The organism is Leisingera aquaemixtae (genome assembly GCF_006740765.1).
GTDB classification, from domain to species: Bacteria; Pseudomonadota; Alphaproteobacteria; order Rhodobacterales; family Rhodobacteraceae; genus Leisingera; species Leisingera aquaemixtae.
Genome location: NZ_CP041159.1, coordinates 1,386,847 through 1,406,586 on the forward strand (window position 1 = coordinate 1,386,847; position 19,740 = coordinate 1,406,586).

Sequence of the window (19,740 nt, forward strand, 5' to 3'; positions counted from 1 at the left end):
CGAACCCCGCGCAAAGGCCAGAGGAAAACAGCTATCCGGCGCCTTCTATAGCGGATCAGTGGCCGGAGGACTTGGAAAACAGGTGGATGACGATGATGCCGGACATGATCAGCAGCATGCCGATCACCGCAGGCAGATCCAGTTTCTGGCCGAAGACGACGAAGGCGATCACCGCAATCAGCAGGATGCCGAGACCGGACCAGATGGCATAGACGACGCCCACCGGCATGAATTTAAGCGTCAGCCCCATCATGTAGAAGGAAAAGGCATAAGCCACCAGAACGATCAGCGACGGCCCCAGCCGGGAGAACTGCTGGCTGGCCTGCAGCGCCGTGGTGCCGATCGTTTCCGCCGCTACGGCGATGATCAGGTAGAAATAATGTACCGGCATTTCCGCCTCCGTTCTGCGCGCTCGCCCCCGCGGCGGCGGGCCTGTTTCTCCGCTACCGCATCCGCCGCGTTCAAGGAAGTCCCGATGCGTCGCCGGCTGCCGCTTTTCCGCCTGCTAAGGCGGTGAACAGGGGACTGTGCGCAGAAACACTGGACTGTGATTTGGGGATTTCTTAGGGGATTGTCCCAATAATTCAGTGGTCGCGAAAACACTGATCCGATTCCCAAATGAGAGCGGGGGACTGCCACATGTGCCGCTGGGCTGCCTATTCGGGGGCCGATGTGTTCCTGGAAGACATCATTTCAATACCCGCGCATTCCCTGATTGCCCAAAGCCAGAAAGCGGCAGAATGCAAGACGGCCACCAATGGCGACGGGTTCGGCATTGCCTGGTACGGCCAGCGCCCGGAGCCGGGCCTGTACCGCGATGTGTATCCGGCCTGGTCGGACTGCAATCTCCGGGCGCTGGTCCGGCAGGTCAAATCGGGGCTGTTCCTGGCGCATGTGCGGGCCTCGACGGGGTCGGCAACCAGCCGCAACAACTGCCATCCTTTCACCGCGGGCCGGTGGAGTTTCATGCACAACGGTCAGGTCGGCGGCTTTGAGAAGTTCCGCCGCCACGCTGATATGTGCATCCCGGATGAGCTTTATGAGCACCGCAAAGGGGCGACCGACAGCGAGGTGCTGTTTCTGCTCGCCTTGCAGCAAGGCCTTGATGCGGATCCGAAGACGGCGCTGGAGCGGGCGGTTGCGCGGATGGAGGCCTTGTCCCGCGCACGGGGCGCCACGCCGCATATGCGCCTATCCGTGGCGATGTCGGATGGCGAGAGGCTGTATGCCGCGCGCTATTCCTCGGACAGCGTTGCGCCCTCGGTCTATTACCGCTGGAGCAGCAGCATGGGCGGCTGGGCGGTGGTGTCGGAACCGCTGGAACAAACCGGGGAAGCCTGGAACGAGCTGAAGCCGGGCGCCTTTCTGACGCTGACCGGCGACGGAGCGGAAATCGAGCCTTTTCAACCGTTTCTGGAGTGAGGTTCAGCGGCCGGGCGGCTGGTGTTACAGGCGCCCGGTCTCGCGGAACCAGGGTTCGATCGTTGCGCGCACATAGTCCCAAACGCCGGGCGTGCCGCGGCTGACCTTTTCGCCGACGCGGGCGTCAAGCTGCGGCAGGGTCACGTTGTAATCGACCCAGCTGCCGCCGCCGTTCAGCAGGTTCAGCAGAACCGGCTGCACCCGGTCGATGGACTTGGCATAGACCGCATCTGCGCTGCCTGCGGCCTCGAACTCTTCCCAGATCGCGCGCATCAGCCCGCCCTGGTCCGCGGGCAGCAATCCGAACAGGCGGTCAGCTGCGGCCTGCTCCTCGGCGGCAAGCGCCGCAAGCGCGGCGGGATCCACAACCCCGTGAATCGGCGCATCGCCTGCGTCGATTTCCACCAGGTCATGCAGCAGCAGCATTTGCAGCACCCTGTCCACATCGGCGGTATCCGCGCCGTGTTCGGCCAGAACCCAGGCGTAAAGCATGATATGCCAGCTGTGCTCTGCCGAGTTTTCGTGCCGCGAGCCGTCACCCAGCCGGGAGGCGCGGGTGATCAGCTTCAGCTTGTCGGCTTCATTCAGGAAGGGCAGGCGGGCCGTCAGGCGGCTGCAGTCATATCCGGTGTCCTCACCCAGCAGCGCCAGCGCATGATGGAAGGCTTCCGGCAGGTCATGCTCCAGCGCGGCGGCGCGGCCGCCGAACAGGTTCTGGCGGACCACATCGACATGCCAGTCCAGGGGCTCTGCGCCGTACAGGGTCTGAAACACCGGCTGACAATGGTCCAGCCGCTTGGCAAACCGCGCATCCGGGCTTTGCGCCGCTTCGAACTCCTGCCACAGCGTGATGAATTCTGCGCCCTGATCCGCGGGCAGCAGGCCGAACAGCCGGTCTGCCGCAGCCAGTTCCGCCTGCGCCACTGCGTCCCAATCCACCGCGCCGGTGATCGGGTGGTCGCCTGCGTCGATCTCGACCAGATCATGCAGCAGCAGCATCCGGATGGTGCGGAAGACGTTCACCTCCGGCTCTGCGAAGGGCGCCAGCACCAGCGCGTACAGCGCCAGATGCCAGCTGTGCTCGGCTGAGTTTTCGCGGCGGCTGCAATCCAGGATCAGGTTCTGGCGCTCAACCCGGCGCAGCTTGTCAGCTTCCAGCAGGAAGGCGAATTGCGCTTGCAGCCGGACGCTCATGTCTCAGCCCTTGTTTCCAGCTGCGCTTGCAGCGCGGCGACTTTCTTATTGAGAAACTCGCGCGCCTTGCGTTCCGCCAGGCGCACGCGCATCTCCGTGAGGAACGCCTCTTCGAGCGACTGGGAGGCGGCGCCCAGCACCTGGCCCACCTCCACATACAGCCTCTCCTCGCCGCTGGCGTCCTGAACTTTGAGCGTATCGACCGCCAGTTTTTGCGCCAGCGTCTCGATTGTGCTCATCAGCGGGTGGTCTCCGTCAGGCGGCGCTTCACATAGTCGGTCACGGTGCCGATCATCGTGTCCATATACGGATCCTGGAAGAAGTGGTCCGCACCCTCGACCTCGGTATGGGTGATGGTGATACCCTTCTGCTCATGCAGCTTGCTGACCAGGTTGGCGGTATCGGCAGGCGGCGCCACGCGGTCGGCGGTGCCATTGATGATCAGGCCCGAAGACGGGCAGGGCGCCAGGAACGAGAAGTCGTACATGTTGGCCGGCGGGGCGACCGAGATGAAGCCGGTGATCTCGGGTCGGCGCATCAGCAGCTGCATACCGATCCACGCGCCGAAGGAGAAGCCCGCAACCCAGCAATGCTTGGAGTTGGTGTTCATCGACTGCAGGTAATCCAGCGCCGAGGCGGCATCGGACAGTTCGCCCACGCCCTGGTCGTATTCGCCCTGGCTGCGGCCGACGCCGCGGAAATTGAACCGCAGAACCGTGAAGCCCATGTTGTAGAACGCATAGTGGAGGTTGTAGACCACCTTGTTGTTCATGGTGCCGCCGAACTGCGGATGCGGGTGCAGCACGATGGCGATCGGGGCGTCTTTTTCTTTTTGCGGGTGATAGCGGCCTTCGAGGCGGCCTTCGGGTCCGGGAAAGATGACCTCGGGCATGGGCGGTTTAAATCCTAATCTCGTTTTCGGGTCTGCCGGCAGAATACTTGACGGGTTCCGTCAGGCATCTTAGAACGGTTCTAATCAAGGGCGCAGGCCTGGGCCGAACACCGTCAGGGTGAGATACGCACAGACGCGGCGAAGGTCAATGTTTTCGCATCCGTGCCCTGATTTCGAGGAGACATAGATGAAGCTTTCCACCAAGGGGCGCTATGCTATGGTCGCATTGGCCGACATCGCGCTGCAAACGCAGGGCGATCTGGTGCCGCTGGGCGATATTTCCAAGCGCCAGGACATTTCCTTGCCCTACCTTGAACAGCTGTTCGTCAAACTGCGCCGTGCCGGTCTGGTTGAATCGGTGCGCGGCCCCGGCGGCGGCTACCGTCTGGCCAAGCCAGCGTCGGAGATCCGGATTGTCGACGTGCTGTCTGCCGTGGATGAAACGGTGGATGCGATGCACAAGGGGGCCGGTGCCTCCGGGGCGCTGTCGGGCAGCCGGGCGCAATCGCTGACCAACCGCCTGTGGGAGGGCCTCAGCGCGCATGTCTATGTGTTCCTGCACCAGACCCGCCTGTCGGATGTGATCAAGAACGATCTGGCGCCGTGCCCGGCGGTGCCCAGCTTGTTTGCGGTTGTCGATGACTGAGGTGGCCCGCGGAAGGCGCATCCTCCTGTGCCAGGGCAGGGCGCTTCCCGCGCTAAAGCGGCCGGAAAGCTTTGCGCATTCGTGCCGAGCCGCGTATGAGGCGGCAATGATCTGTAAAAAGATGCATCCATGAAACGCGTTTACCTCGACCACAATGCCACTGCCCTTCTGCGCCCCGAGGCGAAGGCCGCGATGATTGCGGCGATGGAGGTTTGCGGCAACCCGTCTTCGGTGCATGCCGAGGGCCGGGCCGCCAAGGCGCTGGTCGAGAAGGCGCGGGCGCAGGTGGCCGCCGCGTTTGGCGCGGACGGGGCGGATATCGTGTTTACCTCCGGCTCGACCGAGGGCGCGTCGCTGGCGCTGGCCGGCCGCGGCCTGCATGGCGCGCCGGTGGAGCATGACGCGGTGCGCGCCTGGACTGTCGAGGATCTGAAAGTGGGGTCCGATTGTGCGGTCGAAATCACTGATCCTGCAGCCTCCACCCTGCAGCTGGCGAATTCCGAAACCGGGATCGTGCAGCGCCTGCCGGACGGTCTGGCGGTAACGGATGCGACCCAGGCCTTCGGCAAACTGCCGGTGGCGTTCAACTGGCTGGGCGCCCGGATGGCGCTGATTTCGGCGCATAAACTGGGCGGTCCCAAGGGCATTGGTGCGGTCGTCATGAAGCGCGGCACCGATCTGCCTGCTCAGATCAAGGGCGGCGGCCAGGAGATGGGCCGCCGGTCCGGCACCGAAAATGTCATTGGAATCGCAGGGTTCGGCGCCGCAGCTGAAGCAGCCGCCAAGGATCTCGCCAATGGTGTCTGGGACAGGGTTGCAGAACTTAGAAATATTCTAGAGAAGGCGCTTGTGTCTGGCGCAAGCCATACTATTTTTGTCGGGAAGGATCAGAAGCGGCTGCCGAACACCCTGTGTTTTGCAACGCCGGGCTGGAAGGGGGAGACCCAGGTCATGCAAATGGACCTTGCGGGATTTGCCATCAGCGCCGGCAGCGCTTGTTCCAGCGGCAAGGTGCGCGCCAGTGCGGTGCTGACCGCCATGGGATATGACGAGGCCACAGCCCAGGGCGCGGTGCGCGTGTCGCTGGGGCCGGAGACAACGGAAGAAGACGTGCTGCGCTTTGCCGAGGCGTGGCTGCAGAAAGAAAAGAAACATCGCGCCCGTGCAGCGTGAGTGAGGAGAAGACGATGGCCGCTTTGGACCAGACCCAAGTCAAGGAAGGTGTTGACCAGGAAACCGTGGACGCAGTCCGCGAGGTTGGCGGTGCTTATAAATACGGCTGGGAAACCGACATCGAGATGGAATACGCCCCCAAGGGGCTGACCACGGATATTGTCCGGCTGATTTCGGAAAAGAACGAAGAGCCGGAATGGATGCTGAAGTGGCGTCTGGAAGCCTACGAGCGCTGGCTGCAAAAAGAAGAGCCCACCTGGGCGATGGTCGAATATCCGGAAATCGATTTCCAGGATCAGTACTACTATGCCCGTCCCAAATCGATGGAAGTGAAGCCCAAGTCGCTGGATGAGGTCGACCCCAAGCTGCTGGCCACTTACGAAAAGCTGGGTATCCCGCTGAAAGAGCAGATGATCCTGGCAGGCGTCGAAGGTGCGGGCCAAACCCCTGAAGAAGGCCGTAAGGTCGCCGTGGACGCGGTGTTTGATTCCGTTTCTGTCGGCACAACCTTCCAGAAGGAACTGAAAGAGGCGGGCGTCATCTTCTGCTCGATCTCCGAAGCCATCCGCGAGCATCCCGAACTGGTGAAGAAATACCTCGGCACCGTAGTGCCGGTCTCCGACAACTTCTATGCCACCTTGAACTCCGCCGTGTTCTCTGACGGCTCTTTTGTCTACGTGCCGCCGGGTGTGCGCTGCCCGATGGAACTGTCGACCTACTTCCGTATCAACGCGGAAAACACCGGCCAGTTTGAACGCACCCTGATTATTGCCGATAAAGGCAGCTATGTCAGCTACTTGGAAGGCTGTACCGCACCTGCGCGCGATATCGCACAGCTGCATGCCGCAGTGGTGGAAATCATCATCGAGGAAGACGCCGAGGTGAAATACTCCACCGTCCAGAACTGGTATCCGGGCGACGAGAACGGCAAGGGCGGCATCTACAACTTCGTGACCAAGCGGGCCGACTGCCGCGGCGACCGCGCCAAGGTGATGTGGACCCAGGTGGAAACCGGCTCTGCCGTGACCTGGAAATACCCGTCCTGCATCCTGCGCGGCAACGAAAGCCAGGGCGAATTCTACTCGATCGCCATCGCCAACAACATGCAGCAGGCCGACACCGGCACCAAGATGATCCATCTGGGCAAGAACACCAAGTCGCGCATCGTGTCCAAGGGCATCTCTGCCGGCAAGGCGCAGAACACTTACCGCGGGCTGGTGTCGATGCACCCGAAGGCCAAGAATTCGCGCAACTACACCCAGTGCGACAGCTTGCTGATCGGCGACAAATGCGGCGCCCACACGGTTCCCTATATCGAGGTCAAGAACAACTCCTCCCGCGTGGAGCATGAGGCGACCACGTCCAAGGTTGACGACGATCAGCTGTTCTACTGCCGCCAGCGCGGCATGGACGAGGAGGAGGCGGTGGCCCTGGTGGTCAACGGCTTCTGCAAGGACGTGCTGCAGGCGCTGCCGATGGAGTTCGCCATGGAAGCCCAGCAGCTGGTTGCGATCTCGCTGGAAGGGTCTGTGGGCTGAACCAACCAATGATGATTGACGGACGGACATATTCCTCAAGGGAGCGCCAGAAAATTGCTCGCACGGCGAGGCGCCGTGTGGGTAGTGAAGTTGCTCTTGTTGCAACCTTCGGGGGGTGGTTTTGTTCGTAATGCTTTTCTGGTTTGGACCTTACGTGGTTTTTCCTGTTGCCAGCGCTCTCGGAATGACCATTTCCGCGACTGGTCTCGTTCTCGCGTTCGGAACGAGTATTAGTTGTGCTCTTTTGCACGGCTTGAGGCTGAAGAAAAAAGTGAAGAGCGCAAAAGAGCTAGATGCCGCTTTTCTTTATTCGTATGCGCGCAAAAGAGCGGAAGACCTTGAAAGTAAAGAGTATCCAGAACAACAAGAGGCACGTTCATGATCATCACAACCACACCAAACGTCGAAGGCTACCAGATCGCCGAATACAAGGGCATCGTGGTGGGCGAGGCGATCATGGGCGCCAATGTGGTGCGCGATGTCTTTGCCTCGATCACAGACATCGTCGGCGGCCGCTCCGGCGCCTATGAAAGCAAGCTGCAGGACGCGCGCGAAACCGCGCTGGCAGAGCTGGAAGACCGCGCCCGGGCCAAGGGTGCAAATGCGGTTGTGGGCGTCGACCTCGACTATGAAGTGGTCGGGCAGTCGATGCTGATGGTCTCGGCCAGCGGCACCGCCGTGGTGCTGGGCTAAGGGGCCGGGAGTTGGACGTGGCCAAGGACGAGCAGCTGATCGAGCGCCCGGCGCTTACCCTGCCGCCGGAAGAGGCGGAGTGGGTGTGCAGCCAGTACCAGGAGGCAAATGTCATCCTGGAATACGGCAGCGGAGGATCAACCGTGCTGGCGTCTGAGCTGAGCGGGAAGAAGGTCTTTTCCGTCGAGTCCGACAAGATGTGGTACCGCATGATGAAGCGGTACTTGCGTCAGGCCGGGTCCAAGTCCGAGGTGCATCTGCACCACGCCAATGTCGGAAAAACCGGCAAGTGGGGACGGCCGCTGAACAATGATATGTGGCGGCGGTTTCACCAGTATCCGAATTCGGTCTGGGATCTCGATACTTTCGAGGCGCCGGATCTGGTGCTGATTGACGGCCGCTTCCGGGCGGCCTGCTTTCTGACCGCCATGCTGCGCACGGAACGGCCCGTCACCGTGCTGTTTGACGACTACGCGGGGCGGGCGCTGTACAAGCAGGTCGAAAGATGGGTGAAGCCGGTTGAAATCCGCGGCCGCATGGCCCGGTTCGAGCTGCTCCCCGATGAACTTCCGCGCCGGGATCTGACCCAGATCCTGACGCTTTACACCAAAACCTTCTAGGCGCCGACGGCTGCCGGAACAGTACTATGCGAGAGGCAAAAATGCTCGAAATCAAAAACTTGCACGTCAAGCTTGAAGACGAAGACAAGCAGATCCTGAACGGCGTCGACCTCACCGTCGAAGCGGGCAAGGTGCATGCGATCATGGGGCCGAATGGCTCGGGCAAATCCACCCTGTCCTACGTCCTGTCGGGCCGTGACGGATATGAGGTGACGGAAGGCTCTGCCGAGCTGGAGGGCGAAGACATCCTGGAGATGGAGCCGGAAGAGCGCGCTGCGGCGGGCATGTTCCTGGCCTTCCAGTACCCGGTTGAAATCCCCGGCGTCGGCAACATGACCTTCCTGCGCACCGCGGTAAACGCGCAGCGCAAGGCCCGCGGCGAGGAAGAGCTGTCGGCTTCCGACTTCCTGAAAATCATCCGCGCCAAGGCGAAGACCCTGAAGATCGACGCCGACATGCTGAAGCGTCCGGTCAACGTCGGCTTCTCCGGCGGTGAGAAGAAGCGCAACGAGATCCTGCAGATGGCGATGCTGGAGCCGAAGCTGTGCATCCTGGACGAGACCGACTCCGGCCTCGACGTGGATGCGATGAAGCTGGTGGCCGAAGGTGTGAACGCCCTGCGCGACGAAGGCCGCGGCTTCCTGGTGATCACCCACTACCAGCGCCTGCTGGATCACATCAAACCCGACGTGGTGCACATCCTGGCCAATGGCCGCATCGTCAAGACCGGCGGCCCCGAGCTGGCGCTGGAAGTCGAAAACAACGGTTACGCCGGCATCCTGGCAGAGGAGGCGTAAATGGGCCTGCCCGAAGTCAAGCAAAGCGCAACCGAGGCGCGGCTGTCGGCGCTGAGGCTGCCGGAAAGCGGCTGCCTTAAGGCGGCACGCGAGGCCGCGCTGTCGCGGGTTCAGACCATGGGCCTGCCCAGCCGCCGCGACGAATACTGGAAATACACCAAGCCGGACACGCTGGTGCAGGCAGACGCGCCTAAGGCGGCGGTGTTCAACGCGGACGAAGCGCCGATGTTCAGCGCCTTTGAGCGTCTGAATATTGTCTTTGTCGATGGCGTGTTCGATGCCGAGGCCTCTGACGATCTGTCTCTGGAAGGTGTGACCATCGACCGGATCGAGGATATCTGCTGCAAGGATATCCATTGGGCCAAGGACTTGTACGGTGTTCTTGAAGCACGCGGCCAGACCCCGGTCGAACGTCCGCTGGCAGCGCTGAACACCGCCTTTGCCAGTGATGGCGTGGCGATCCGGGTGACTGGCAAGGTCTCCAAGCCGATCAACTTCACCTATGTGCATTCGGACGAAAACTCCGACGCGATCCTGCACCATGTGATCCGCGTCGAGACCGGCGCCGAGGTGACGATCCTGGAAAACGGCCCGGCGGCGTCGCGCTTCAACAAATGCATGGAGATCGACATTGCCGACGGCGGCAAGCTGCACCTGGTGCGCGCCCAGGGCCGTGACCATGAGCGCCGCGCGGCCACCCACTTGTTTGCCCGCCTGGGCACCGAGTCGGTGTTCAAGTCCTTCACCCTGACCGTGAACGGCGTGCTGACCCGCAACGAGGCGGTGATCGAGCTGACCGGCGACGACGCGGTGGCCCATATCGCGGGCGCCTGCGTCGGCGATGGCGATTTCCACCACGACGACACCGTCTTTATCACCCATGACGCGGTGAACTGCGAAAGCCGCCAGGTGTTCAAGAAGGTGCTGCGCAACGGGGCCACCGGTGTGTTCCAGGGTAAGATCCTGGTGAAGGAAGGCGCGCAAAAGACTGACGGATATCAGATTTCCCAGTCGCTGCTGCTGGACGAAGACAGTCAGTTCCTGGCCAAGCCGGAGCTGGAGATCTATGCCGATGACGTGGCTTGCTCGCATGGCTCGACGTCCGGCGCGATCGACGAGGAGGGCCTGTTCTACCTGCGCTCTCGCGGTGTGCCGCATGGCGAAGCGACCGACCTGATGACGCTGGCCTTCCTGGCCGAAGCGGTTGATGAGATCGAAGATCCGGAAATCGCCGCCGACATCGTCTCCCGCCTCGAAGGCTGGCTGGCCCGGCGCCGCTGATGTCCGTCACCACGGATATCCCCGCAACCTACAAGGGGCCGCGCAAGGTTTTTGCGCGGCTTCTGAGCATGGGCGCCCGCGAAGACAGGCTGCTGGTGTTTTTGCTCGCCGGCTGCGTGCTGACCTTTGTGGCACAGATGCCGAAACTGGCCCGCGAGGCGCATCTGACGGGCCAGGAGCTCAATATGCTGCTGGGCGGCGCGCTGCTCGGCATCGTCTTTATCGCGCCGCTGTTTCTGTATGTTCTGGCTCTGGTCGCGCATTGGATTGCCCGCGCCGCGGGCGGGCAGGGTGACGCCTATCGCGCCCGGCTGGCGCTGTTCTGGGCGTTTCTGGCGTCCAGCCCGCTGATCCTGCTGAACGGCCTGGTGGCCGGCTTCATCGGCGCCGGTGCGGCTCTGAACCTGGTGGGCGCGCTGTGGTGCGTTGTGTTCCTGTGGTTCTGGATATCCGGCATGATCCAAGGGTACTGGACAAGATCATGAACGCGCTCGCCGCCTTTGCCCTGCTGACACTCAAGTCCCCGCGCGACGCCGCGATGCAGATCCTGGCGCGCGACTGGCCGCGCGAGGCGCTGTGGACCGCGTTCCTGCTGTCCGTGGTGCTGAACACCAGCGTCTATACTCTGCAGCAGGTGCTGTTCCCGCTGCCGCCGGAGGTTCTGCTGCCAAGGTTTGCGCCCGGGGCCTATTTCGCGGTCATTCTGGTGCTGCAGCTGAGCTTCATTGCGATGCTGACAACCACGGGCCGCTGGCTGGGCGGGCAGGGTGACCTGCCGGCGCTGCTGGCGCTGGTCACCTGGCTGCAGCTTCTGCAGGCCGCGCTGAACGGTGCCATCGTGGCGGTGTTCCTGGTCCTGCCGGCGCTGGCGGCGCTGCTGAACATCGCCGCCAATATCGTTGTGTTCTTTATCCTCTTGCATTTCGTGAATGCGGCGCACAGGTTCGGCTCCGTTTGGCGCTCGCTCGGGGTGGTCCTGATGGCCAGCCTGATCCTGGTGTTTGCCCTTCTCTTCATCGTGGGTCTGATCGGCCCAGCCAATCTGGGACTGCCCGAAAATGTATGACGTCGAAAAAATCCGTGCCGACTTCCCGATCCTCTCGCGCGAGGTGAACGGCAAGCCGCTGACCTACCTCGACAGCGGCGCCTCGGCCCAGAAGCCGCAGGTTGTGATCGACGCGGTGACCAAGGCGTATGCCGAGGAGTATTCCAACGTTCATCGTGGCTTGCACTTTCTTTCTAATCTCGCAACGGAGAAGTATGAGGCGGTGCGCGGCATCATCTCCCGGTTCCTGAATGCGGGCGACGAACACAGCATCGTGCTGAATTCCGGCACCACCGAGGGCATCAATCTGGTCGCCTACGGCTGGGCGATGCCGCGGCTTCAGGCAGGGGACGAGATCCTGTTGTCGGTGATGGAGCACCACGCCAACATCGTGCCCTGGCATTTCCTGCGCGAGCGTCAGGGGGTGGTGCTGAAGTGGGTGGATACCGAAGCAGACGGCAGCCTGGACCCGCAAAAGGTGATCGACGCGATCACCCCCAAGACCAAGCTGGTAGCGGTGACCCAATGCTCCAACGTTCTGGGCACCGTGGTGGACGTGAAGGCCATCACCCAGGGCGCCCATGCCAAGGGGGTGCCGGTGCTGGTCGACGGCTCGCAGGGGGCGGTTCACATGCCGGTCAACGTACAGGACATCGGCTGCGACTTCTATGCAATCACCGGCCATAAGCTCTATGGCCCCTCCGCATCCGGCGCGATTTACATCAAGCCGGAACGCATGGCAGAGATGCGCCCGTTCATCGGCGGCGGCGACATGATCAAGGAAGTCTCCAAGGAGCAGGTCGTCTACAACGATCCGCCGATGAAGTTCGAGGCCGGCACGCCGGGCATCGTGCAGACCATCGGCCTGGGCGTGGCGCTGGAATATATGATGGACCTCGGCCTGGAAAACATCGCCAGGCACGAGGCGGGTTTGCGCGACTATGCGATGGAGCGGCTGACCGGACTGAATTGGATCAACATTCAGGGGCAAGCGCCTGGAAAGGCTGCGATTTTCAGCTTTACTATGGAAGGTGCCGCACACGCCCACGACATCTCCACCATCCTCGACAAGAAAGGCGTGGCGGTGCGTGCCGGCCATCACTGCGCCGGACCGCTGATGGATCATCTGGGGGTCTCTGCGACCTGCCGCGCGTCGTTCGGCCTGTATAACACCAAGGAAGAAGTCGACACGCTGATCAGCGCGCTGGAACTTGCCCACGACCTGTTTGCTTGATCAATACCTCTGATCAACCGGAAACGGCGCCCGATTGGGCGCCGTTTTGCGTTTTCCCGACGGGTGGCAGCCTTGGAACCCCAGGCACCTCAAGACTTGCTCACTTTGCGGACTCTCCCGCGCCCATGTGCTTGTCGACCATTCGTTGCACCATCGGCGCAAAGTGCCAGTAATCCGGGGTCTCCATATCCGCCCGCTTCCCAGCCTCATCCAGATAGCGCACCGCGATGATCTGCTTGAGGTTCGGGTTCTTTTCGAATTCGGCCGCTTCTTGCGGGGTCATCGGCCCGCCCTGCAGGTTCAGCGAATGGATGGAGGCCTCTGACAGCCGATTGAAATATTCCGGTTTCGTGGCGCAGAGGTACCGCTTGGCGGCCACGTGATAGCGCACGCAGTCGGTGATCACTGACGGGAAGAACTGCTCCAGCACTTCGGCGCCGGCCTCTTCGTGAAAGCGGTCTTCGGTGTCGTCCATGGAGAACGTCCCGAACTCGCTGGTGAAATGGCCGATGTCGTGCAGGAGCGCCCCCACGATGATCTCCTCCGGCTGGCCGTTCTGCTCGGCAATTGCGGCGCCTTGAAGCATGTGTTCCGCCATGGTGACTGGTTCCCCCAGATACTCCTCGCCGCCGCGGCGGTCGAAGATGCCGCCGATGAATTCAACGATAGTGTCGCGGGTCAGCTTGCTGACGTCCGGCTTGCTCATGGCTCAGCCCTCCAATTGTGCGTTCAGCACGTTCAGGGATGACAGCAGCCCGTCCTTGTCGGCGTAGCAGCCCTGCAGCCAGCGCGTCCCCGCCCCGGAATAGCCCAGCCGCGCGTGCAGGACACGGGTGTTGTCGACGATAAAGCTTTCCCCCGGCTCCAGCTTGAACGAAACGCCCATCGACGGATCGTCGATGATTTCACCCAGACGGCGGTAGGCGGCGTAATAGGCTTCCATCTTCTCAAACGGGATGTCCGTGAAGGGTGCCGAAGACCGGTTATTGAACCGTACCGCAATCAACTCGCCGTCGGGTGACAGCTCAATCATCGGACGGCGCGCGCGCAGATGCACGCCGTCAGACCCTTTGTATTCAAACCGCGCAGGGTAGCCTGCCAGCAGCGCAAACCCTTCCGGATTTTCCTCGCGCAGACGCTCGGCGGCGCGGAAACCGTCCACCACGATGCTATCGCCGCCCTCGGCCGAGTTTTCCAGGCAATAGAGGATCTGAAGGGAGGGCACCGGATCACGGTAGGGGTTGTCGGTATGCGCCTGCAGGCCCAGGCCGGTGTAGGCGAGGTTGGTGGGGTTCACCTCGGTGCGCACTTCGAAATACTTGCCGTAATTGGTCTCGCGGACAAAACCAAACATCGCGGCGCAATCAATCAGCGCGCCTTCCTTGACCGGACCGTTCACCAGCTTGGCAAAGCCGAGCCGGGCAATCGCGTCCAGCCAGCCGCGTTTCGCCTTGGAGTCCGACTGCACGCTGTTCCAGTCAAACGTCGGGGCAGGCTGGCTGCTGTTCCAGGTCTCGACGCCCGGCGCCGTGCGGCCAAATTCATCTGCTTGATCAACGTCATAGGCGTTTGACTTCAGCCAGTCCCCGGGGAAGATCACAGTCTTGCCCTCGGGCGCGAACGTCACCGTCAGGCTGCCGTCTTCGACCAGCGCGGTGCTGATCCTGGTGTCATCCGGAATGTCGCCAATGGTGATTAGACGCTGGCCGTTGCCAGGGGCGCGGGTCTCGGGATCCAGCGCGTTGTCGCGCAGCCAGATCGCATGAAAACGGCACAACTGGCCGTCGTCGAATGTCAGGGTCAGAAAGCTGCCGGACGCGTCAGCAGTCACGGAACGGGGCATGGGGGTTCTCCGGTTGGCCTTGTTCTCCCTTGTTCTGGTAGCGCGGTTGAGCCATCAAGAGAACGACGGAAATAAGGGCTTTAGAGTTAGGTTTTCTAATGGCTAAGAAAGTCACCAAACAAGGGCTGCCGCCGCTTGATTGGCTCAAGGTGTTTGAGGCAGCAGGGCGGCATGGCAGTTTCACCGCCGCAGCAGAGGAATTCGGCGCCACGCAGGCCGCAGTCAGCCAGCGGATCCGCAATCTCGAGTCCTGGCTGGGCCGTCAGCTCTTCATCCGGTCGGCGCGCGGGGTGTCGCTGACCGTGGACGGCGAAAGCTACCTGCCGCTGGTGCATGATTCCCTGCGCGCGCTGGAGCAAGGAACCGAGAACCTGTTTGGCCAAACCGTCCGGGAGCTGCGGATTGCGGGCTTGCCGTCGCACCTGGAAATGCTTTTGCTGCCGCGGCTTGCAGTCTTTTCTAAAACCTTTCCGGATTTGCGGCTGGTCACTGAAACCGTGCCCCGGCGGCTGGACTTCGAGGCCGCGGACGGCGCCCTGCAGATCCGCTATGGCCGCGGCGGCTGGGTGGGGCGGCAGGAGGCGCTGCTGGCGAATGAGGTGCTGCAGCCGATGACCGCGCCGGGACTTGCTGAGGATTGGCGGCAGCTTCCGGCGATCGAATTGCGCGGCGAGCGGCCGGGCTGGGCGGAATGGTCGCGTGTGACGGGCGAGGCTGCGCCGGAGGCCGGATCACTGTCCGTTGATTCCATGGCCCATGCCCTGCGGGCGGCGCGCCTGGGCCTGGGGGTTGTACTGGGGTCCAGGGTGCTGGCTGCAAACTTGCTGCAAACCGGTCAGCTGGACTGCGCCCGGGCGCCGGAACTGCCTACGATTGATGGCTACTGGCTGACCTGGCCGCCCAGCCTGGGGAAGTCCAAGCGTCAAAGCGAAATACTGACCGCTTTGACCTTTGTCTTGCAGGGGTGATTGGCCCGCCACCTCTGGTGCGGCACGGTCCCCCTTTCAGACCGGGTATTCTCCGGTTCTGGCGAAATAGGCATCCAGCAAAGGTCTCGCCCCGCGTTTGCTGAGAAACGCGAGGCCGATCTTGCCATCTCTGCGCCAGCGCGCTGTTACGGCAAACTCGCCAATTCCGGTAATCGTGACGGATTGCATCTGGGCCAGTTCAAATGGGTCCTGTCCCTCCAGGAGGCGAACGGCAAATCCCTGGTAGCTGATGTTGCAAAGCTGCGCCTCGACCTGTGTGTCCGTCAGATTGATCACGCAGGGCAGGTCAAGCCGAAGACGCGGTGCCGTTGCAATCGCGGGCTGTGAATAAGAACCGATTGTTGCCATGCCATCCTGCCGTAAAATTACGATCAATTTCTTAGGCAGATAGGCAGCTTCCCTTACGAAAGCGTGAAAGGTCCGTGAAAATCAGGCAGCGGAGTAAGGGAAATGGCGCACCTGAGAGGATTCGAACCTCTGGCCTCTGCCTTCGGAGGGCAGCGCTCTATCCAGCTGAGCTACAGGTGCGTTGTTACGGCGGGGTATACCCGTGCTTTGCTGCCTCTGCAACGGGAAAAACTGCCTGTTTCCAATTTCATGAGGTTGAGGTGCAATGGCGCCGGCAGTGCCGCTCGCAGAAAACTAAAAAGCCTGCCCCGGGACGGGCAGGCTTGCATTCTTGCAATACCAGCTGCGGTCAGCCGCGCCAGGTGCGGACAACGCCGCAATCCATATGCACAAAATTCGAACGCTGATACTTGCCCACACCGCCGGCCCGGCAGGCTTCGGCGGCTTTGGCCATCTGCGACACCGAACGAGATGCCAGCCGCAGGTCGGCGGCTTGGCCGCGCATGTGCAGCGAATTCTTGGCCACTCCGCGCGAGCGGCTGCGCAGCATCGCGTTGGTTTTGGGGCTGCGGTAGCCCGACAGCAGCATGTAGGGCTCGTTCACATCCAGAAGATTGTGCGAGGCGGCCATGATGTCGATGGTGCGAAGGTCGATTTCCTTAACATCATCGGTGCGCCAGTCGCGCATGAAGTGATTGATTTCCTTGACCGCGTCTTTGATGTACTGGCCGTCGATCCAGTAGACCATGTCCACACGCTCGCCGGTGCGGCCGGAGTACATGCGAATGCGCCGGATGTCACCGCCGCCGCGCAGGAAGCCTGCTGCATTTGAGAAAGTTGGGGCTGCTGCTACTGCTGTTGCAGCAAAAATACCCAAAAGAGAACGCCGGGAGATCCCCGTGCCCGTGGTTTCTGCCATTGATACTGCGCCGTCCCGTACGCTGTTAGTCCTGCCTAAATGCCCGATGTTACGGGCTCGTCAACGCTCGTAGTTAACGTGCGGCATGTATGGCACAGTGAGAATCCTGTTCCAACATTTCTTTGCCGCACTGTAACGTATGACCGGTTTTTCGGCGATTTCTTGCGCAAAAGGGGAGGGGCATGGAACTTTTCCCCGCGACTGTTGCAGGCGGGTTTCATAGACGCGGCAACACTGCATCAGGGTTAACTTTTCGCGATTGTGAGTGGACAACGCAGGCTGGCATTTACCAGAATTTCAGATAGGCACTGCCAATATTGGAATAATCGGCACAAGGACCGGAGATTTATGACGCGCGCATCCGCTGGATATGTATTGCCGGGACTTAAGGCGGGGCTGTTCGCTCTGGCCATGAGCGGCTTGGCCGGGAGCATGGCCGGGGCCGCGCAGGCGGATATTCCGGCGGCGTTCCGCCAGGCAGTGGCAGAGTCGGCCTCCGCCGATGACGCGGTTGCCAGATTTTACCGGGAGAATGGCTATCAGGCGATCTGGACCGGCGCGGATGAGGCCTCGCGCCAGCGCCGCAGCGCGCTGCTGGCCGCACTGAACGACACCCGCGCCCACGGGCTGCCGGACCGCTCGGCTGAGGTCAACGACCTCCTGCAGCAGATGCAGCAGGCCCGCACCACCCGCGATTTCGGTTTGGTCGAGGCGGCGCTGAGCAGGGCGCTGGTGGATTATGCCACTGATCTGCAGACCGGCCTTCTGGTGCCGTCGCGGATTGATGATGGCATGGTACGCAAGAAGCATACTGTGGATGGCGCCAGCTTTCTGGCCGGTATCCGCGACGCCCAGCCCTTTGCCTATATGCGCAGCCTGGTTCCCGCATCGCCCCAGTACCGTGGCCTGATGCGCGAAAAGCTGCGTCTGGAGCAGGTTCTGGCAGCCGGCGGCTGGGGTCCTGTGGTGCAGGCCAAGGCGCTGGAACCGGGCGAGCAGGGCCCGGCGGTCATTGCCCTGCGCAACCGGCTGATGGCGATGGGCTATCTGCCGCGCAGCGCCGCGCGCAGCTATGACGCCGCGATGGTGCAGGCCGTGCAGAGCTTTCAGTCGGATCATGGTCTTGAAACGGATGGCGTGGCGGGTGCCGGCACCCTGGCAGAGGTCAACAAACCGGTCAGCGACCGCCTGAAATCGGTGATCATCGCGATGGAGCGGGAGCGCTGGCTGACCCCGGACCGGGGCGAGCGCCATATCCTGGTCAACCAGACCGATTTCACCGCCAAGATCGTCGATAACGGCGACGTGACCTTTGAAACCCGCTCGGTCATCGGCAAGAACACCCACGACCGCCGCAGCCCCGAATTCTCAGACGAGATGGAGCATATGGTGATCAACCCGAGCTGGTACGTGCCGCGCTCGATCATCACCAAGGAATATCTGCCCAAGCTTCGGAACAACCCCAACGCCGTCGGCCACATCCAGATCACCGACCGGCGCGGCCGGGTGGTGAACCGAAACTCGGCCAATTTCGCACAGTACACCGCGCGGAACTTCCCCTATTCCATGCGCCAGCCCCCCAGCCGCAGCAACGCGCTGGGACTGGTCAAGTTCATGTTCCCGAACAAATACAACATCTACCTGCACGACACCCCGCAAAAGAGCCTGTTTGCCCGCGAAGTGCGCGCCTTCTCGCATGGCTGCATCCGCCTGGCGCAGCCGTTTGAATTTGCCTATGCGCTGCTGGCGCGCCAGACTGAGGATCCCAAGGCCTTTTTCCACCGCATCCTGAACAGCGGCCAGGAAACCAAGGTCGAACTGGAACAGAAGGTGCCGGTGCATATCATCTACCGGACCGCGGTGGTGTCCAGCAAAGGCCGTGCCGAATTCCGCCGCGATGTCTATGGCCGCGACGCCAAGATCTGGGCTGCACTGGAACGGGCAGGGGTGGTGCTGCCCAGCGTTCAAGGGTAAATACCGGGCCCATACAGGATTATTCTGAAAGGGCCTGCCATGTTCACAATCCGCCAGATCGCCGAGTCCCTGGGCGCCGAAGCCCAGGGCGACCTGGACCTGCAGATTGCAGGCGCGGCTGAACCGCAGGATGCCGAAGCCGGCCAGATTGCCATGGCGATGGCGCCGAAATACGCCGAAGGCCTGAAGGCAGGCAACGCGCAGGCTGCGGTGCTGTGGGAAGGCGCGGACTGGAAGTCCTTCGGGCTTAAGGCCGCCATCTTTGCCCCGCGCCCGCGGATGACCATGTCCGGCGTGACCGCCATGCTGGACCGCGGCCAGGGGTTTCCCTCCGGCATCCACCCCTCCGCCGTTGTCGATCCCAGCGCCGAACTGGGCGAGGGCGTCTCCGTCGGGCCGCTGGCGGTTGTTGCAGCCGGCGCAAAGATCGGCGCGGGGTCCGTGATCGGCCCGCACTGCTATATCGGGGCGGATGCGGTGATCGGCACGGAGGCCCAGCTGCGCGAGATGGTCTCGATCGGCGCCCGCGCCACCATCGGCGACCGCTTCCGCGCCCAGCCGGGCGCGCGGGTCGGCGGCGACGGGTTCTCCTATGTGACGCCGGAAGTGTCGGGCGCCGAAAACGCCCGCAAGACCCTGGGCGATCAGGGCGAGGCCAAGGCGCAATCCTGGGTCCGCATTCATTCCCTGGGGGCCGTCACCATCGGCGATGATGTAGAGCTCGGCTCCAACTGCACAATCGACAACGGCACCATCCGCGACACCGTGATCGGCCACGGCAGCAAGCTTGATAACCTGGTTCACGTCGGCCACAACACCCGCGTCGGCAACGACTGCCTGCTGTGCGGCCAGACCGGGGTGTCCGGCTCAGTGGACATTGGCAACAACGTTGTGCTGGGGGGCAGACCGGTGTGGTCGACAATATCTTCATCGGCGACGGCGTGATTGCCGGCGGCGGCACCAAGATCCTGTCGAATGTGCCCGCCGGCCGGGTGATCATGGGCTATCCGGGCGTCAAGATGGAGACCCATACTGAGATGTATAAAGCACAGCGCCGCCTGCCGCGTCTGATGCGTGACATCGAATTGTTAAAAAAGGCTGTTTTCAAGTAACGGCCGAATACCTACATCAG

The 19,740-nt window shown here is 62.2% G+C and carries 22 protein-coding genes, 1 tRNA gene and 1 pseudogene; 15 read left to right on the forward strand and 9 right to left on the reverse strand.

The annotated features are described in order from the left end of the window. Positions 1–55: 55 nt before the first annotated feature. Positions 56–391 carry a DMT family transporter gene (locus R2C4_RS08390; protein WP_058286853.1) on the reverse strand — a complete coding sequence of 112 codons (336 nt, stop codon included), beginning with the start codon at positions 389–391 and terminating at the stop codon, positions 56–58. Between the two features lie 248 nt (positions 392–639). On the opposite strand from R2C4_RS08390, the gene R2C4_RS08395 reads away from it, so the two are divergent. Continuing rightward, positions 640–1,422 carry a class II glutamine amidotransferase gene (locus R2C4_RS08395; protein ID WP_058286854.1) on the forward strand — a complete coding sequence of 261 codons (783 nt, stop codon included), beginning with the start codon at positions 640–642 and terminating at the stop codon, positions 1,420–1,422. A 24-nt stretch (positions 1,423–1,446) separates the two neighbouring features. On the opposite strand, the gene R2C4_RS08400 is transcribed toward R2C4_RS08395, so the two are convergent. Genes R2C4_RS08400 through R2C4_RS08410 form a run of 3 tightly spaced genes read right to left on the reverse strand, consistent with a single transcriptional unit; the run spans position 1,447 to position 3,508 of the window. Further along, a complete protein-coding gene (locus R2C4_RS08400) occupies positions 1,447–2,616 on the reverse strand; it encodes an HD domain-containing protein (RefSeq protein ID WP_141890291.1) in 1,170 nt (389 codons plus the stop codon). Continuing rightward, the gene (locus R2C4_RS08405) at positions 2,613–2,855 is read right to left on the reverse strand and encodes a hypothetical protein (RefSeq protein ID WP_058286856.1); all 243 of its coding nucleotides are present in this window, start codon (positions 2,853–2,855) and stop codon (positions 2,613–2,615) included. Before R2C4_RS08405 ends, R2C4_RS08400 begins: the two co-directional genes overlap by 4 nt. Then, on the reverse strand, positions 2,855–3,508 hold the full coding sequence (locus R2C4_RS08410) for an alpha/beta hydrolase (protein ID WP_058286857.1): 654 nt from the start codon (positions 3,506–3,508) through the stop codon (positions 2,855–2,857). The genes R2C4_RS08405 and R2C4_RS08410 overlap by 1 nt, the downstream gene beginning before the upstream one ends. A gap of 187 nt (positions 3,509–3,695) precedes the next feature. On the opposite strand from R2C4_RS08410, the gene iscR reads away from it, so the two are divergent. The 11 genes from iscR (at position 3,696) to R2C4_RS08465 (ending at position 12,535) form a co-directional block, all read left to right on the forward strand. Continuing rightward, a complete protein-coding gene (iscR, locus tag R2C4_RS08415; protein ID WP_058286858.1) occupies positions 3,696–4,154 on the forward strand; it encodes a Fe-S cluster assembly transcriptional regulator IscR in 459 nt (152 codons plus the stop codon). 129 nt (positions 4,155–4,283) lie between these two features. Then, complete coding sequence (locus tag R2C4_RS08420) at positions 4,284–5,327, forward strand: cysteine desulfurase family protein (RefSeq protein WP_141890292.1); 1,044 nt, start codon at positions 4,284–4,286, stop codon at positions 5,325–5,327. Between the two features lie 14 nt (positions 5,328–5,341). After that, the gene (sufB, locus tag R2C4_RS08425; protein ID WP_141890293.1) at positions 5,342–6,865 is read left to right on the forward strand and encodes a Fe-S cluster assembly protein SufB; all 1,524 of its coding nucleotides are present in this window, start codon (positions 5,342–5,344) and stop codon (positions 6,863–6,865) included. A gap of 121 nt (positions 6,866–6,986) precedes the next feature. Continuing rightward, on the forward strand, positions 6,987–7,247 hold the full coding sequence (locus R2C4_RS08430; RefSeq protein ID WP_141890294.1) for a hypothetical protein: 261 nt from the start codon (positions 6,987–6,989) through the stop codon (positions 7,245–7,247). Next, entirely contained in the window at positions 7,244–7,558 is a 315-nt protein-coding gene (locus tag R2C4_RS08435) for a heavy metal-binding domain-containing protein (RefSeq protein ID WP_039183172.1), read from the forward strand. The genes R2C4_RS08430 and R2C4_RS08435 overlap by 4 nt, the downstream gene beginning before the upstream one ends. 17 nt (positions 7,559–7,575) lie before the next feature. Further along, positions 7,576–8,178, forward strand: coding sequence for a hypothetical protein (locus R2C4_RS08440; protein WP_244940804.1), 603 nt, complete (start codon positions 7,576–7,578; stop codon positions 8,176–8,178). A 41-nt stretch (positions 8,179–8,219) separates the two neighbouring features. Then, on the forward strand, positions 8,220–8,975 hold the full coding sequence (gene sufC / locus R2C4_RS08445) for a Fe-S cluster assembly ATPase SufC (protein ID WP_058286862.1): 756 nt from the start codon (positions 8,220–8,222) through the stop codon (positions 8,973–8,975). After that, complete coding sequence (locus R2C4_RS08450; RefSeq protein ID WP_141890296.1) at positions 8,976–10,256, forward strand: SufB/SufD family protein; 1,281 nt, start codon at positions 8,976–8,978, stop codon at positions 10,254–10,256. After that, positions 10,256–10,741 (forward strand): YIP1 family protein, encoded by a 486-nt coding sequence (locus tag R2C4_RS08455; RefSeq protein WP_141890297.1) that lies wholly within the window; start codon positions 10,256–10,258, stop codon positions 10,739–10,741. The genes R2C4_RS08450 and R2C4_RS08455 overlap by 1 nt, the downstream gene beginning before the upstream one ends. Next, the gene (locus R2C4_RS08460) at positions 10,738–11,322 is read left to right on the forward strand and encodes a YIP1 family protein (RefSeq protein ID WP_141890298.1); all 585 of its coding nucleotides are present in this window, start codon (positions 10,738–10,740) and stop codon (positions 11,320–11,322) included. The genes R2C4_RS08455 and R2C4_RS08460 overlap by 4 nt, the downstream gene beginning before the upstream one ends. Beyond that, positions 11,315–12,535, forward strand: coding sequence for a cysteine desulfurase (locus R2C4_RS08465; RefSeq protein ID WP_141890299.1), 1,221 nt, complete (start codon positions 11,315–11,317; stop codon positions 12,533–12,535). Before R2C4_RS08460 ends, R2C4_RS08465 begins: the two co-directional genes overlap by 8 nt. Positions 12,536–12,635: 100 nt before the next feature. On the opposite strand, the gene tmpB is transcribed toward R2C4_RS08465, so the two are convergent. Further along, positions 12,636–13,241 carry a (R)-1-hydroxy-2-trimethylaminoethylphosphonate oxygenase gene (gene tmpB, locus R2C4_RS08470; RefSeq protein WP_141890300.1) on the reverse strand — a complete coding sequence of 202 codons (606 nt, stop codon included), beginning with the start codon at positions 13,239–13,241 and terminating at the stop codon, positions 12,636–12,638. A 3-nt stretch (positions 13,242–13,244) separates the two neighbouring features. Next, complete coding sequence (tmpA, locus tag R2C4_RS08475; RefSeq protein WP_141890301.1) at positions 13,245–14,378, reverse strand: 2-trimethylaminoethylphosphonate dioxygenase; 1,134 nt, start codon at positions 14,376–14,378, stop codon at positions 13,245–13,247. A gap of 98 nt (positions 14,379–14,476) precedes the next feature. Between tmpA and R2C4_RS08480 the strand changes: the two genes are divergently transcribed. Beyond that, positions 14,477–15,346: a LysR family transcriptional regulator gene (locus R2C4_RS08480; protein WP_141890302.1), complete on the forward strand. Its 870-nt coding sequence runs from the start codon at positions 14,477–14,479 to the stop codon at positions 15,344–15,346. Between the two features lie 36 nt (positions 15,347–15,382). On the opposite strand, the gene R2C4_RS08485 is transcribed toward R2C4_RS08480, so the two are convergent. The 3 genes from R2C4_RS08485 to mepK form a co-directional block, all read right to left on the reverse strand. After that, on the reverse strand, positions 15,383–15,715 hold the full coding sequence (locus tag R2C4_RS08485; protein WP_141890303.1) for a PilZ domain-containing protein: 333 nt from the start codon (positions 15,713–15,715) through the stop codon (positions 15,383–15,385). Between the two features lie 103 nt (positions 15,716–15,818). Next, positions 15,819–15,895 (reverse strand) — tRNA-Arg (locus tag R2C4_RS08490). Between the two features lie 169 nt (positions 15,896–16,064). Beyond that, entirely contained in the window at positions 16,065–16,634 is a 570-nt protein-coding gene (gene mepK / locus R2C4_RS08495; RefSeq protein WP_141890304.1) for a peptidoglycan L,D-endopeptidase MepK, read from the reverse strand. Between the two features lie 348 nt (positions 16,635–16,982). Here mepK and R2C4_RS08500 point away from each other — a divergent pair, with 348 nt between their 5' ends. Together R2C4_RS08500 and lpxD are read left to right on the forward strand one after the other, a co-directional pair. Further along, positions 16,983–18,608 (forward strand): L,D-transpeptidase family protein, encoded by a 1,626-nt coding sequence (locus tag R2C4_RS08500; RefSeq protein ID WP_141890305.1) that lies wholly within the window; start codon positions 16,983–16,985, stop codon positions 18,606–18,608. A 39-nt stretch (positions 18,609–18,647) separates the two neighbouring features. Beyond that, a pseudogene (gene lpxD, locus R2C4_RS08505) lies at positions 18,648–19,720 on the forward strand (UDP-3-O-(3-hydroxymyristoyl)glucosamine N-acyltransferase). Positions 19,721–19,740: the final 20 nt, after the last annotated feature.